Raw genomic sequence first — 16,040 nt, 5'->3', positions numbered from 1 at the left:
CTCCGACTATTGAGATTTACTAAGTTTTTTGATATGATTTATCTTGGATTAGTGGGTTACAAGTAACCCTTGCAAGGTTTATTATATCTTCCTATTTGCAGAATGTCAACACTTTTTCTGCTTTCAGGAAGAATATATATTCCAATTTGCAGAAAGAGAGGTCATCATGGAATTAGATATGATGGGAATTGGTGAACGTATTAAAACAAGAAGAAAAGAATTGAAACTCTCTCAAACAGACATATATGAGAGATGTGACATCACTTCAGGAGCATTGAGCAAAATCGAAAACGGAAAAACTACGCCTTCCGTTATTGCATTTTATAAGCTTTCACAAGTGTTAGAGTGTGATATGAATTGGTTGGCAACCGGAATATCTTCCAATATGCAGAAGTCCAATATCTGCAAATTGGAAGAGGATCTGTTGAATGGTTTCCGGGAGCTTCCTGAAGATGACAAAGAGGAACTCATGGGCTTATTGCAACTAAAGCTCCGGAAGGTGAAAAAAGAAAGAGATGTGACTGCAAAATCATCCGGATTGATGGGTACAGAAAATGGTGACATGGTTGGCTGATTTTTTTATGCTTTTTTGGGTTACTTGTAACCCTTTTATTGTCACTTTGCTTTTTAGGGAAGCAATTCCCGAAAAAGTTCATTTTTCCTTGAAAATAAGCCAAAGTGACAACTTTATTTGCAAGGTTCCAATTTGTCACTTTGATTGCATCCAGTCCCGGCTCTCCTGTTCCGTGTACTGATTGCATTGAATAACGCCTTTTTTTCAAAGCGTTACTTTCAAAAAACCCTTATTTTATGGGACTTTACGAAACAAACACGCACATTGACAACACTTAATCAGTAACGCAATAACGCCACGTTATAACGCTTGACCTATTTTCAGAAGAGGATGCCTGATGTATAATGTCCTTACAACCTAACTTTGAGGTGTTGTGGATAGAACAAGTGCTCAAAAACCAAGTAAAACCAATGCTTCCAAGCACTCTATCCACTTCCCTCCCTTCCAAGGGCACAAAAAAAGCATCCGAAACAGCTTATTCTCAAATTCGCTGTCAAAGATGCTTCATTTTTTCTCTATGAAATTCGCCACAAACCTTGATTTCACGGGGTTTCCCGTCATTTCCCACCTCTTCACGGATGGTCTCACGTTAGAATGTCCTTTTTGTCAGATATTCTGTTAAGTTACAATTAAAATCAGATAGACAAGCAGAAACATACCTCCGCCGTATTTTGCCGCAAGATATGGAAATCGCCAGATGTTTCCAAGTCCAACCGCAGAGCCGGCAACTGCCAGCACATAACCGATGCGACCGGAAAATTTGCCCCGTGCGTGCAAGAGATTTTCTGCATGTTTTTTATTTGTGCACATAAAAAGAATCCCCCTGTGGTAAAAAATCCCTTACAGCAGAAACTGCCCGCCGCAAGGGATTTTATTATTTAAAACTTACAAAATGATTGTTCTCAAGAATCTGAAAATACTTTACGATTCGTGGATAAAGGGGTTCTGCCGCTTCACCAAACCGCTCTTTTTCCAGAGCAGCCAGATCCATGACGGTTCTCTCTCCATCGATAAAAGGCCAAAGATAACTTCCATGTACATCCAGATGTATCTTTGTGACTTCCGGGCGGTTAAATACTTTCTGTGCGATCCCGTTAAAAAAACCTTCATTTTTTACTTCCAGTATCACGCGATCCCTGAAGTCTTTGTGCCACTTCAGGCCTTCGGCTTTTACCGGAATCAGATCCAGATAATTTATCTGTTGTTCCTGTTTCTTTTTTTTCATGCTTTTTTCTTTTTCTTAAGAGAGAAGTAAAACAGGGATGCGATCATCAGTACCATAAGAATGACACCACCGATGTTGCCAAAGTTTACACTCTCTCCGATGCTTGTGTTGATACCAAATACTGCGAAAATTGCCAGCAGGATACCTACCAGACCTTCTCCGGCGATCATACCTGCACAGTACAGTGTTCCGTCTGTGGACTGCTGTTCTTTTGTCTTTTCATCGACATTCTTACGTGCATCCATTACCATACGTACAACACCACCGATCATGATGGTTGCATTCAGGTAAATCGGCAGATACAGACCGATTGCGAACGGCATTACCGGGATACGCAGGATCTCAAGACCCAGTGCCAGGAATACGCCGACAAATACCAGGTTCCATGGCAGGTTTCCGCCCATGATACCTTCTACGATCATCTTCATCAAAGTTGCCTGAGGAGCCGGTACTTCTGCTCCGCCGTAACCCCATGCTGCATTCAGCAGGTAGAGAACACCGCCGATAGCCAGACCGGATGCAAGAACACCGATCAGCTCACCAATCTGCTGTTTTTTCGGTGTAGCACCAAGCAGATAACCGGTCTTCAGATCCTGTGAAGTATCGCCTGCGATTGCTGCGATAATACAGATAACAGAACCGATTGCGATTGCTGCTGTCATACCGTCGATACCTGTTTTGCCGCTTCCTTTGATCGCCATAGTTGCGATCAGCAGAGTAGCGATTGCCATACCGGATACCGGGTTATTGGAACTTCCTACCAGACCTACCATACGGGAGGATACCGTTGCGAAGAAGAATCCGAAGATTACGATCAGTGCTGCTCCAAGCAGAGTTACCGGGATAGCCGGTACTGCCCAGATGATAACAACCATGGCAACGATTCCGATCAGGATAAACTGCATCGGCAGATCCTGTGCAGTACGTGCAGTACTTGTATTTTTTCCGCCTTTTACGCTCTTCATAGAGTCGCTGAAAGTTTTTACGATCAGAGGCAGAGATTTGATCAGAGAGATGATACCGCCTGTTGCGATGGCACCTGCACCGATGTATTTTACGTAAGTACTCCAGATAGCTGATGCACCGCCGCCTGCATAAAGCTGAGCGATTGTTGTGCCTGCTTCTGCCGGATACAGCCAGGTATCAGGTCCGAACAGACAGATCAGCGGGATGATAACCAGCCATCCGAATACAGAACCAACAAACATGTAAGATGCGATCTTTGGTCCTACAATATAACCAACACCAAGCAGTGCCGGGTATACTTCCATACCGATCTCACCTTTGAAAGATTTAAAAGCTGCTGATACGTCTGCCGGGATCACCTTCAGACCATCAACGATAAATTTAAATACTGCTGCAAGTCCCATACCGGAGAATACCGTAGAAGCGTTTGCTCCGCCTTCTTCGCCGGCCAGAAGTACGTCTGCACATGCAGTTCCTTCCGGGTAAAGCAGTGTCAGGTGCTCTTTCACGATCAGGGCATTACGAAGCGGTACCATGAAAAGTACACCTAAAACACCACCGCAAAGTGCGATCAGTGTGATCTCGACAAGGCTCGGCATAGAGCAAAGACCCTCTTCTGCCCAGAGGAACAGTGCCGGCATCGTAAAGATCGCTCCTGCTGCAAGTGACTCACCGGCTGAACCGATGGTCTGTACCATGTTACTTTCAAGGATGGAATTCTTACGCATGATAATGCGAATAACACCCATAGATATAACTGCTGCCGGAATAGAAGCAGAAACAGTCATACCAACTCGGAGTCCAAGATATGCATTGGCTGCTCCGAAAATTACTGCGAGCAAAACACCCATAATAATGGAAGTCACAGTAAGCTCCGGCATGACTCTGTCTGCCGGAATGTACGGTTTGAATTCGTCTTTCTTATTCATTTCCTTTTCCTTTCATACTTTTTTCTTTTAACAATCCGAAAACCTTCGTATATCCGCCCTCTTCCATCTCCGGATCATTATTTACCTAAAATAATCCTTATGAATTGCTCCGCTTTTCCACAGCTTCTGCAATTCCGTATCATCATAGAACTATATTGTACCTAAAATCCGACTAAATTGCAAGAATATAATGCATTTTTCTACTTTTTTCCTGTTTTTCCCACTATTTTTTTGTGCACTTTTTGAGATTCCAGGGTCAAAAATCTGAAATCACACTATGATCCGGACGGAATCCGCACAATTTTCTGTTCCCCTTCCATCTCTGTCATCACAAGCACCGGCATATGGCGTTTACGAAGTGCATGGATCAGCGGATACACCGCAAAAAGATCTCCCTGTACATAGACTGCTTCCGGTTTGGATTTCAGAATCTTTTTCACCTGATCTTTGATCTGTGCTTTCCATTCCTGCTTTTCAAGTGTGGATTCACCGTAAATGCCGTCCCACTCCATCGGCGGAAGATCCGGCAGCTCCATGTGCACGATTCTGGCACCGGAAAACTGCGGAAGTTTGAAAAGCAATGCATCGGCTGCCTCATCTGTGCCAAGATTTACGATCACAACCTGCTCATGGAACTGCTGCTGACTGATCTTGCATGCCTTTATGGCATCTTCGAGCGTACTTGTCGTCATAAGAAATCCGCCCTTATGACAGAATTCTGCACCGGAAAGACCGCTCTCTTCTTTTAATTCTTCTTTTTCAAGACCAAGCCAGCTTTCCGGGAAACTGCATTTATAATTCAGGGAGTATTCTCGCTTCTGAGGCTGAATACAGTAGCCGCCGCGATTGGATGGAAAGATCACGAATGCAATGTCTGTCTCGGAAAGATATTTCTGGCACGGGACATAATCCGGCAGCACCAGAATCTGCTTTTCATCCGCCGGCTTTTTGCCGGAAGCGATCTCTTTCTGATGCTGTTTTAAAATTTCTTCTACACGTTTGTCGGCACGCTCATTGCCCCGATAACGCTCCAGTTTGTTATCGAGGATCATGCCGGCCACACCGACCGCCTTAAAGAACGCCGCATCGTTTCCGCCCTGTGCATCCCATGGCGGATTGAAATTGCCGATCAGGGTGGCAAGTTCATTTTTTTCGCCGGTGTTGTCATTGTTGTCCAGTGGCTGCACAAAAGCCTCGTCAAATTTTTCTGCCAGTTCTTCTCCTAAAATCTCAGCACCCAACTCTTCCCATAAAAGTCCGAAAGCTGCATACGGCACACCATTTTCACGGATTCTGCTATCCCTCTGATGATGGTCGTATTTCCCTCTTCCGATGTCAAAAACAATTCCTTTAAAATCCTCCGGCACCTGACTGCCGCGGTGGATCGTGATCTCCGGATTGACAGACAGCAGAAGTGCAGACGAAAATACATCGTCCGCATGAAACTTTCCGCTGTGGGTAAATGCCTGTGCATCTTTTTCTTTAATTTGCTCCATTAACTGTGTCATGAAATTTCACCTTTCCGATCAACATATCGTCGTTTGCATTTTTCAGAACCGGGATGATCACACCGCATTCACTTCCGATCGATTCCAGTTTATTTGGCGGTGCACAGAAGATAACCTGAAAGTCTTGGTTCTTGAAGAAATCAAGCATCAGTTTGATATTGTGGTCACTCATCTTTTCAAACGGCTCATCAATAAAGATCAGTCTTACGGAATTGACTCGCACATTGTAGAGCATGGAGAGTGCCGCCGACAAAATCAGCGTATATGGGATCTGCGTTCCGGCACCGGAATTGTATCCTACCTGTTTGGATAATTTTCCGTCTTTTACTTCTTCGTTGTTGATGATGATCTCGTAGCTCATATAATTGCGGTAATCTGCAAATTTCTGGATCTCCGCCAGATCATTTTTTTCAATGATGCGGTTAATAATATCTTTGATCTCCCGCTCCCGTCTCTCTACTTCGTCATCCTCATAACCCATCAGCTTTGTAAGGGCGATCTGACCGTCCGCCAGATTTCCGGTCTGCTGAAGATACTCTGCATAACGCAGAATTTTGGCATAGTCAGAATTGTCATTCAAAAATTTCACATCAAACTGATAGCATGTCGCGAATTTCAGCTTGCGAAGCTCTTTGTTGATCTGTGCGATGTCTTTTCTTGCAGCCCTTGCCGTCTCGTAAATATTCAGAACAAATTCTCTTTTGAAAATGCTTTCATAACGCATGGTCTGCTCTTTTAATTTCTGCTGCAGATTCTGAAGGTCATCGATCCAGATTTTTCCGCGTCTCTGGTGATAGCTTTTTTCGTACTCAAGACCGATCGGCAGACGTTCTTCTTCCTGCTTTCGGTTGTTGTACGCCTGCTGCTGTCCATTGATATTTGCCGCAAAACTGCTGACGCGTTTTTCCATCTGCTCTTTCTCGGAAAGCTGCATGATGCCGCCTTTTTTATCTTCTCCGGCAAGATAGCGGTCGTATTCTGTGATCGCCTGCTCTGCTGCAGAACGATTGAGCTTTTGTTCTTCTTCCAGATGTTTCTGCTCTTCCGCTTCTTTCGCCTGATACATCACGCTGTCTTTCTTTTTCTGCTCGATCTCTGCTTCCAGACGATAACGCTTCTTGCTCTCTTCGTCTTTCTCCCGTGTTTTATTGCGAAGCTGTTTTTCCAGATCGGTCACACGCTGCGAAAGTGCCATAAATTCTGCATTGTTTTTCTGGGCTTCCAGAAGTTCACGATAACGCACCTTTTCTGCTTCCAGCTCTGCATTTAAATGCTCACATTCTCTGTTGGCTTCCAGATTGTAATCTTTGAAATAATCCAGACTGCTCTGCAGAAAGACATCCTGATTCTGCATCGTATGTCTGCTGCTCAAAATCTCTTTTTCCCGTTTTTCCAGCTGATCCAGTTTTTTCGCAGCTCTTTTGCGGTTCAGCTCGATCGCCGCCCCGCCAAGGCAGTAGCTCTTGATCTTTTTCGTGTTGATGTAAGTAACTGCCATATTTCTGCCGAGTTTTCCTTCTTTTGACATGGCATTATCGTATTTTGCAACCTCGTCCAACTCAACTGCATGGATCGCTCCCAGCCAGAACTGGAAATACTTTGCTGCTGTCTCATTCTGAATCTGAAGATAATGATAGACCGAATCTTCCGCACATTTGATCTTGCGTTCAGCCAGACGCTTTGTATTGACCAGCTCCACATAACGATGTCCGGAGCGGTCCATAACCTGATTGGCAACATCAAAGGCCTGCGGCGAGACCAGGATCGCATAGCGGTGCACACCAAGAAAAGCTTCGATCGCATCACGCCATGCTTCGTCTTTCAGTTCCGATACATATTCACACGCCATGCGGGCTTCTTCATCGATGCCCTGTTTTTTCAGTTCTTTGTTGATCTCACGAATCAGCTGCGTCTGTTCCTGCACATGCGAATAATCCGCTTTGTTGCGGTCACAGTTTTCAACGATCTTGCTCTGTTCACTGCGTTCCAGCTGCACTTCTTTGAGCTCGCGGTCCAGATAAGCTCTGCTTCGCACAATGCTGTCACGTTTTTTACGGATTTCCGCTCTCAGTGCATCGATGGCTTCCTGTTTCTCCGAATTGGAAAGATCGACTGCCGTCAGTTTGCCAAGCGTTTCAAAATGAGAAACCTCGCATTCCATTTTGTTCAGTTCTTCTGCCACATGCAGCAAACGTTTCCGGAACTGCTCCAGCTCTTCCCTTTCACTCTTCCGCTTCTCCAGCTGTTTCTCGAAAGCAGTGATCTGCTGTCTGGAATTGTCGATCGCTTTGGAAACATTCAGTTCCCGCAGTGCGGCTTTTGCTTCCATATAATAACGGTCAAGTGCATCGATCTCCGTGCTCAGTTCTTTGATTGTTTTGATCTGTGCTTCTACTTCAATGCTGTTTTTGCGGATCATTTCTTCTGCCATGCAGCGTTTTTCTTTCCAGGAAAGCATATTTCGATATTTTAATTTAATATCATCCACTTTCAGCTGCATGACACGCTCATCGTATTCTGCATAATCCTTCAGGATCGCATCCAGATCACCGATCTCTTCTTCGATCAGCTCCAAACGGCTGTTGATCTGCTCAATATTTTTCTTGGCATCTTTTAATTTTTCAAAATTGACATCGTGTTCTTCCAGAACCGATTCCCGGATAAATTCCTGGATCTTTGCCGCCGGATTGTATGCCATGATATTTCGAAGTTTTCTCTGATAACGAAACACTTCCTGATACGGAAGCTTCAGTCCGACCATCTGCATAAACAATGCCACTCCATCCTGTTTCTTGCGGAGTTTGACATTGTAACGTTTCTGAAATCCGGACGCATCGTACGGCTTTAAGGCAGAACCGTCTTCATAGACATAGGAAATATCCGACAGATGTTTGTCTTCCATCGCATACCAGTACGTGCCGCGGATATCCGTCACGGCTGTCTCGATGATCACGCCGAGCACAAAGGATTTTTCGTTGATCTGGTCATAATATTCCAGTGCGATGTGGGTATACACAACCGGAATCTTCTCCGCCGGTCTTGCATACACGCCGGCACTTGCATCGACCAGACAGCGTGTATACGAGATCAGATTTCGCTTGCCCACGCCTGTATTATATCCGCTTGTCGCCTTATTAAACTGCGTATCACCGGTGTAGGCATATTTGATGGCATCGAGGATCGTCGATTTTCCGCACTCATTTTCTCCGGAGATCAGGGTGAGATTTTCTGCAACCGGAACGACCGTGTTGGTAAATCCATACCAGTTGATCAGCTGTACATTGCGTAAAACTATTTTACTCATCGCTCTCCTCACTTTCTGCCTCTTCCAGGTCTGCCATGTCCGCTGCCTCGAAATCTTCCTGTTCCACAAATTCTGCCATCACCTGTTTCAACTGTCCGATATCCAGACAGAACTGCAAAGAAGGATAGAGACGCACAGCCCCGTCCTCTTTTGTGATATCGTCACTGTAATCGATCAGGCAGAATCTGCGGAAGGTCGCATATGCCTTTTTAAACTCGACCGGCGTCAGCTCAATATCATAAAGCCTGCATTTGTCGATAATCTCACCGACCGTCACATAGACTGCCTCTTCATAACCCATCCGCTCCAGAAATAAAAGCCACAGCACCAGCAGCAGCTTCATGTGCCTCTGGTCAAAATGATAAAGGTTCAATCGTTTCAGCCCAACCGTTTCTTTATCATCATCATTTGGCTGCAGCATCGCCACACCCATCTGTTCTTCCACAACCACTTTGTAGCCGATCACTGCCAGATACTGGTTCATGTCGTAACGGTTGGATTCGGAGGCCACAAACTGATAGAGCTTTTCTTCTTTGTCTTTTACAAGAAATGTCGTATCCAGAAGCCGCCGCACACAGCGTTTGAACAGATACGCATCCTCGTCGCTCATATTGCTTATAAAACTTAAATCCTGCATATAAATTTACCTCATTGTATTTGTAAAGCGGACATTCACAATCCGCTTCTCTGCGTTCAAAAAGATGCCCTGTAAATATTTTCGTACCCTGTGATCCACAATTCTGACATCTTTATTTTCTCGAGATCACCACATTGCTGATATCGGCAATCTTTGTGCTCACTTTTTCGTCCTTGATGCGGACTTCGTATGGAAATTCTGCATTTTTCGCATAAAGCATCGCCGCTGCGATCATCAGTGCCTCTTCTTTTGTCTGCACACCCTTTTCTTTCAGCTCCATGCTCACATCCGATCCAAGTGCCTCATCCAGATATGCTCCGACACGGGCCGGAGCATATCGGTTCGGTGCACTGCGGAACAGATTCTCCGTCCGTTTCTGCATCTCTTCTTCCGACATCGCATTGGTGTTTAATGCGATATTCTGACCTTCGTTGCGGATACGCCGATTCTGCTCGAATGATTTGTAACCAACGTATTTCTGGTTGATAACACGAGTGCATTTCTCCACTTTTTCCATCGCCGCATCCTGCTCTTCTTTTGAAATCCTGGAAACACGGTCCAGGAAATCGCCGAGAAGATTCTCCAGTCTGACACGGCTGCTCGCCATCTGCATGATTCTTGTATTTGCCAGATTATAATAACTGTTGATGCGAGTATCAATCAGTTCCATATTTTCTTCGTATTCCACACTCAGGAAATACTGGAGTTCCGCCATGTAACGGTCCACACGGGAAATTGCCTGCTCTTTCGGGCAACGCAGACGTTTTCCACATTCTTCGACCATTTTCTCATACATATCCCCATAACGCAGATCCTCGATCCGGTCACGGATGAAAGAAAGCTGGGTCGGGATCAGTCCGTTGTTTTTTACGAAGAAATATTCACTGAAAAACCGGTCCAACATTTCATTTTTCATAATGAACTGCCCGAAACTGTTCATGTCCTGAAATTCGATGACTGTTTTCATGATATCCGATATACTGTCTTTTAAATCAGCCAGCTCATTGCGAAGCTCGGTTTCATTTTCCATCATCGGCACCAGAATGTTTGAATACGGTCGTTCTTTTCGCACCGAGCCTTCTTCCGATGCGGATTTCATGATCTCATACATTGAGAGAATGCGGTTTGACATCGTACCTTCATTTTTCTTTTCAGTCAGTTTATCCAGAAAATCAATCACTCTTCGGCAATCCGTCGAAAGATTTACAACATATTCTCCGCTGCGTCCGATCTGCCGTGGCTTAATCCATCCACATTCACGGAAAATGGCCAGAATCTCAGCCGCCTGAAGCTGCACCGCCTCATTCTCATCATCCGCTTCTTCGATCAGTCGCTGAATCTCTTCGTTTTTCAGATACAGCGTGATACTGTCCTTTGCATCCGACTCGTAGAGAACCGGAAGTTCCTTCGAACGGTCGATCAAAATCCGGATACAGTCATAATAAATCCTGCGGTACTTAAACGTAAGCGGTTTAAAAAACGACTCGTTCTTTATGTAATCAAAAAAATTCATAGTTTATTTATCTCCTAAGCTGCTGCGGCATTTGCATTGATCTGGTCGATCACTTTCCGGATTCCCATCCATACGTTCAGATCCGTAAAAATGTCCACGACACTTCCCTGATCCGTAAATGGTGCCTCCTGAAGCACCGACAGATCTTTCATCATGCCATTTTGCACAATGTATTCCACGATCTGATTTACGAAATAAATCTGCCTGCTGTCCAGGCTGTTTTCATCCAGATATTCTGAAAATGCTTCTTTTGCAGCGTTCATATCCAAGCCGACAATTTCACGGACAAATTCTCCGAGCGGCTTCTGCCCGTACTCCGTCTCATACTCTTCTTTTGTCCCCAGTTCTCCCCAGAGGATCTCTTCCAGAAGCTGTACATCCGCCGCTGTCAGCGGCTGATTATTCTTCAGCCTGGCAATCGCCTCATTATCCTGATGCCTGCGGACATAATATTCTGCTTTCGCTTTATAATTTTTCAGGTCATCATTTTCCAGCTCCGACTCTTTCCATTCCATCGCTAGAAGTTCATCCGCAAAATCGGTATCATACCGCTTTCCTTCTTTTTCTTTGATATATTTGATCAGTTCCCGCAGATTTTCACGGATATGTTCAAATTCATCCACACCGGCCGTCTCCAGATAATCCGTGTGCAGGATCTGATTCAGCAGTTTTTCCTGTGCTTTGATCTGCGGAATATTGGCAACACCTGCCACCGCACGCACCTTTTTCAGAAGATCCTTTCTCGCTTTTCCATATTTATTTCCCATCAGATAAGCAAGCTCAATCCCATAGAGCAGTGCGTCAAAACGAACGGCGGACGCCTCTTCCTGATCCGGCATGATCAGCGGTGCAACCTCCTCCTGAACGGTCAGCGTATCCTCGTAACGGATATTCTGATAATTCTCCGGATTGGAATAATATTCCACATATTTCAAATGCTGACGCACCGCAAAATTATCCCGGCTCAGTTCCTGTACTTTTCCCTGCATACTCTCAACCAGGTTTTTGCGATAGGCGATCAGTCTTTCTGTCTGATATTGTAAATCCTGCAATTTATACGAAATCTGAAATTTCAGGTTAAAAATCGCACTCTGCAAAGGCAGCCGGACTGCTGTCTCTTTTCCCTTCTGCATCCGGAAAAACTCGAAATTCCCACAAAAATCAAAAATATAGAATTTCTGCTTATCCTCACCATCCAAAAGTCCCGGACAGAGCCTCGTTCCACGCCCGATCATCTGCCAGAATTTTGCCTTGCTCATTACCTTTTTAAAAAAGACCAGATTTAAAATTTCCGGCACATCAATTCCCGTATCCAGCATATCAACGGAAATGGCGATCTGCGGCAGTTTATCCGGCTCCGAAAACTGATCGATCAGGCTCTGGGAATGGCTGATACGATTGTCGATCACTTTTGCATAACCCGGCAGATGTGAATATTCTTTATTGAACACCTCAAATATTTTTTCCGCATGAGCATGATTTTTCGCAAAAATAATCGTCTTGCCGAGCTTTTCTCCGTAGTCTGTATGGATTCCATGTGTCATCAGAATGTCCAGCACCTGTCTGATCGTATCGTCATTGAAAATCCAGGTATTCAGTGCTGAGGACTGGATCCGCTCCACAACCTGTCCGTTTTCATCCACAAAGGTGTTCTCGTATGCTTCTTTATCTTCGTCCGAAAGCTCATCGTACGCAATGCCCTCTTCCAGAAATTTCAGCTTTGTTTCCACCGAAAGGAAATCCACCAGATAACCGTCTTTTACCGCCTGTGCCAGCTCATAACCGTAAGTCGGCACGCCCTTCTCCAGCTCAAAAATGCTGTAGGTATTTTTATCGATCTCATCTTTCGGCGTCGCAGTAAGACCAACAAGCGGTGCATCAAAATATGTGAAAATGTCTTTGTATTTATTGTAGATCGAACGATGTGCCTCGTCACAGATCACAAGGTCAAAATGGCCGCTCGTAAATAATTTTCCGTCTTCGTCCCGTGTGGCATCAATGCAGTTGATCATCGTCTGATAAGTTGAAAAAATACAGTGTGCATGCAGATTGCTTTTCTCCTCACACAGATTTGCCACCGAAAGATCCGGCAGCATATTGACAAAGCTTCGTTTTGCCTGTGTGACAAGGGAAGTGCGGTCTGCAAGAAACAAAATATTTTTCACCCAGCCGTTTTGCAGAAGCACATCGCAAAGTGCAATGACTGTCCTTGTCTTTCCCGATCCGGTCGCCATGACAAGCAGTGCTTTTCTTCTGTTCTTTTTATCAAAGCTCTCGCATACTGCCTTGATCGCTTCTTCCTGATAATACCTTCCGGCGATTTTTTTATCAATCCGGACACTGCCAAGATCGCCCCGCATGGTTTTTAAATTAAACCATTTTTCGAGATCTCTTCTGGAATAAATGCAGGAAACCTGCCGCTCCGGATACTGTCCGTCCACAATCCTCGTCTCAAATCCGTTCGTAAGGAAAATGACCGGTCTGCGTCCATACTGCCGCTCCAGAGAATCCGCATATAACTCTGCCTGCTGCCGTCCGCTCGCCACATCTGCACAGGTCTTTTTCGCCTCGATCACCGCCAGCGGCCGGTGTGCATCGTCATAAAGCACATAATCCGCAAAACCGCTGCCTGATTTATTGGGCATGCCATAGACTTCGACTTCATTCAGCCAGTTCTTTCCTTCCATCCATCCGGCATCAATCAGCATCGTATCGATATATTGTTTGCGGGTTGCATACTCCGACAGCTCCAGCGGCTTCGGAACATACGTCTGCTTCTGCTCCTCACGCCTGGAAGTCAGTTCTGCCTTCAATGCTTTATTTTCTGCGATCAAAGCCTCCAGATCAATATCCGGAAAGGCTGTCTCCGCTGCCAGAATCTCCTGATTCTGCTCCAGAAGACCTGCATCAAACTGCCCCTCCTGATAATCATCCGCATAACAATAAGCTACAAAATCCAGAAATATATAAAGATTCTCAAGGCACAGCTTCGCCTGATCCAGCGTCAGCTTTCTTCCCGTATGTGCCACCTGATTTGCCACCCTGCGAATAAAATCCATTCTCCGCAAAATGTCTGCATCCACAATTCCTTTAAACTCTTCCGTATTCAGCAGGCTGACCAGCTTGTCCTGATATGGCATCACCAGCATATCGTCAACCGAATACATCCATTTGACGGCAAATTCCATCGCCCGCCGGCAGTTCATCACGCTCGCCTCCGGGTCGATCATCAGGATCTTTTCCGCTGCCACCGCAACATCCGCAAACGCTGCAAACTGCGGAATATCCTTCAGGAAATCAAAGTTCGTCACGCCGCCACCCCCTCTTGTTGTATTTTCGTGAAATGTCTTCTGATATTTTAACACGAAGTGGTTTTTCTCACAAGAAAGTTATAAGCGGAATCCTGTAAAGTTATGAGAGGAATCCTGCAAAGTTATGAGAGGAATCCTGCAAATCCGGTAAATTCTGCTTGAAAACACATATTTCACCAGAGAATAACAGGTTCGGTTCCTGTTCACAAAAGAAAAACATTGTACAAATGGCAGCTTCCTATTACAATGATATTAACTTATGAGCTTACCGTTTTGAAAATACATACGCTAAAGGAGGAACGCTTATGATTTTATGCTGTAAACACTGCGGAAATTGCAGAGAAAGCAATCATCTTGCAGAAAACTGCGATTATTGTGGAAATGAAATGGTCCAACTGTTATCAGACGAAGAGTTAAGCCATATTGATCCTAAAGAATTACCTCAGATCATCGAAGCGATGCGTGCAGGTTATCAATACAGCAATCCGGATTATGACGAAAAATTGTGGGACAGTCGTGCAAAAAAAGAAGAAATACAACGGGCAGAAAACGAAAAAAAGGATCTGGATTATCGTGAAAAAACCCACATGGTAACAACCGGATTTCAGTTTGAAGGTTATGAAATCGTATCTTACCTTGGAATTGTCGCCGGCGAAGTAGTTCTTGGCACCGGATTTCTTTCAGAATTTACTTCTTCGTTTGCTGATTTCTTTGGCGTGCAATCCGGGATATTCGAGGAAAAGCTCGAGACAGCAAGGCACGCTGCCATGGATAAACTGATCAAAAAATCAGCTGCATTGGGTGGAAATGCAGTCATTGGCATTGACATTGACTACAATATGTTTTCCAATAATGTAATCGGAGTCATTGCAAACGGAACATCTGTTGTAATCAGAAAGATCTGATGAATCGCTTATAATAGCCGCTTAAGATTCTGCTGATAATTTGACACAAAAGTCGTTTTGTGCTATGATACAGACAGTTCATATTTAAATACAAAAAGGTGCTACCATGACGGTTCGCCTGATGTTTATTAGGTTAAAAATAACCGCTTAGTTTGCAGACTGGGGCGGTTATTTTTTTTCGGTCTTATTGCTATTCGCACCAATCGTATAGCCAAGACCAAAACTGGTTAAGCAGAGACTAATTACTGCAATCAAGTCACCGATTGTTAGCATAAGCGAGTTCCTCCATACATATTTTCTGATTAAGTAATCTATGTAATCGAAGCTATAAACTCTCCGTAAAAAGCAAACCGCCATTCACGTCAATTGTGAAGTAGCACCTTGGGTATTAATACCCATGTGCATTATATCAATCCTTCTCTTTTCTTTCAAGCTATTTGTTGCTTTATTTTGCAAAACGTTACTTTTATTGTGTGAATTTTTATATATTTACATATTATATTGCATTTTTTATCGTATGAACATATGAGCAAACTTTGTATTATTTTGATTTGTCGACGGATGCAACAAAGTCTGCGAATTGGTTTTGAACATTTCTTGGTGGTACTAAAACATCCATATCTTTCAGTAAAAAAATCTTAAATTCAGCAAATGTAGACCCTGATCCGAGTTTCGGATATTCCACTAATGTCTTTATTCGCATAAAATACTCCAAATATTTTGAATTAAATATATCTCTATTAGGAGATATGCATAAAACACGACCATCTTTATAATAAAATGGTCTATCAGTATCAACCATCCAAATTTGACCTTTATTACAGATAGAAGGCATTAGTAAGTCACCAATCCTTGGTTTAGTATTATCCTTTGTAAGTTTGTTATAATGTTCTTCCGAAATATAATATGGTTCACTCGGTTCAATACCATTTGCTAGTTCACCTATCTCCGTACCTCTATAAAATGGAATACCACTTTCTACAAATTCCGTTGTGAATACTCTATGACTTGAACCTATAAATGCCACATCTCCTAACTTTCTAATCTTATAATTGTATTTACCAGTTATAATATCCCCAAACATCTCCACAAATCGTTAAGGAAAGAATCGAAGGTGGTGCAAACGAAAAAGCAGTATGGAGACTTTTCATTAACTGCCCTTTCGTTT

The 16,040-nt window shown here is 44.0% G+C and carries 10 protein-coding genes and 1 pseudogene; 2 read left to right on the top strand and 9 right to left on the bottom strand.

What is annotated here, in order from left to right; genetic code table 11:
* Window positions 1–166: 166 nt before the first annotated feature.
* A complete protein-coding gene (locus GPK60_RS03580) occupies window positions 167–574 on the top strand; it encodes a helix-turn-helix transcriptional regulator (RefSeq protein ID WP_215658871.1) in 408 nt (135 codons plus the stop codon).
* Between the two features lie 621 nt (window positions 575–1,195).
* Here GPK60_RS03580 and GPK60_RS03575 read toward each other — a convergent pair.
* The 8 genes and pseudogenes from GPK60_RS03575 to GPK60_RS03540 all read right to left on the bottom strand — a co-directional run.
* Window positions 1,196–1,384, bottom strand: a pseudogene (locus GPK60_RS03575) (hypothetical protein); the annotation flags it as partial.
* A gap of 64 nt (window positions 1,385–1,448) precedes the next feature.
* Complete coding sequence (locus tag GPK60_RS03570; RefSeq protein WP_022118192.1) at window positions 1,449–1,799, bottom strand: PqqD family protein; 351 nt, start codon at window positions 1,797–1,799, stop codon at window positions 1,449–1,451.
* Complete coding sequence (locus GPK60_RS03565; protein WP_022118191.1) at window positions 1,796–3,694, bottom strand: oligopeptide transporter, OPT family; 1,899 nt, start codon at window positions 3,692–3,694, stop codon at window positions 1,796–1,798. The genes GPK60_RS03570 and GPK60_RS03565 overlap by 4 nt, the downstream gene beginning before the upstream one ends.
* Window positions 3,695–3,969: 275 nt before the next feature.
* Window positions 3,970–5,202: an MYG1 family protein gene (locus GPK60_RS03560; protein WP_022118190.1), complete on the bottom strand. Its 1,233-nt coding sequence runs from the start codon at window positions 5,200–5,202 to the stop codon at window positions 3,970–3,972.
* On the bottom strand, window positions 5,177–8,506 hold the full coding sequence (locus GPK60_RS03555; protein WP_215658870.1) for an SbcC/MukB-like Walker B domain-containing protein: 3,330 nt from the start codon (window positions 8,504–8,506) through the stop codon (window positions 5,177–5,179). Before GPK60_RS03555 ends, GPK60_RS03560 begins: the two co-directional genes overlap by 26 nt.
* Entirely contained in the window at window positions 8,499–9,143 is a 645-nt protein-coding gene (locus tag GPK60_RS03550) for a DUF4194 domain-containing protein (protein ID WP_022118187.1), read from the bottom strand. Before GPK60_RS03550 ends, GPK60_RS03555 begins: the two co-directional genes overlap by 8 nt.
* A 112-nt stretch (window positions 9,144–9,255) precedes the next feature.
* Window positions 9,256–10,656: a Wadjet anti-phage system protein JetA family protein gene (locus GPK60_RS03545; protein ID WP_215658869.1), complete on the bottom strand. Its 1,401-nt coding sequence runs from the start codon at window positions 10,654–10,656 to the stop codon at window positions 9,256–9,258.
* A 14-nt stretch (window positions 10,657–10,670) separates the two neighbouring features.
* Window positions 10,671–14,021, bottom strand: coding sequence for a DEAD/DEAH box helicase family protein (locus GPK60_RS03540; RefSeq protein WP_346727708.1), 3,351 nt, complete (start codon window positions 14,019–14,021; stop codon window positions 10,671–10,673).
* Between the two features lie 251 nt (window positions 14,022–14,272).
* Here GPK60_RS03540 and GPK60_RS03535 point away from each other — a divergent pair, with 251 nt between their 5' ends.
* Complete coding sequence (locus GPK60_RS03535) at window positions 14,273–14,872, top strand: YbjQ family protein (RefSeq protein ID WP_215658868.1); 600 nt, start codon at window positions 14,273–14,275, stop codon at window positions 14,870–14,872.
* Window positions 14,873–15,413: 541 nt separating this feature from the next.
* Here the strand turns inward: GPK60_RS03535 and GPK60_RS03530 are convergent.
* Entirely contained in the window at window positions 15,414–15,899 is a 486-nt protein-coding gene (locus tag GPK60_RS03530) for a hypothetical protein (protein WP_215658867.1), read from the bottom strand.
* Between the last annotated feature and the right edge of the window lie 141 nt (window positions 15,900–16,040).

The organism is Ruminococcus sp. MCC718, assembly GCF_018783905.1.
GTDB classification, from domain to species: domain Bacteria; phylum Bacillota; class Clostridia; order Lachnospirales; family Lachnospiraceae; genus Hominisplanchenecus; species Hominisplanchenecus faecis.
The sequence above is the reverse complement of the archived record's forward strand: the minus strand, read 5'-3'. Positions and strand labels throughout refer to the sequence as shown.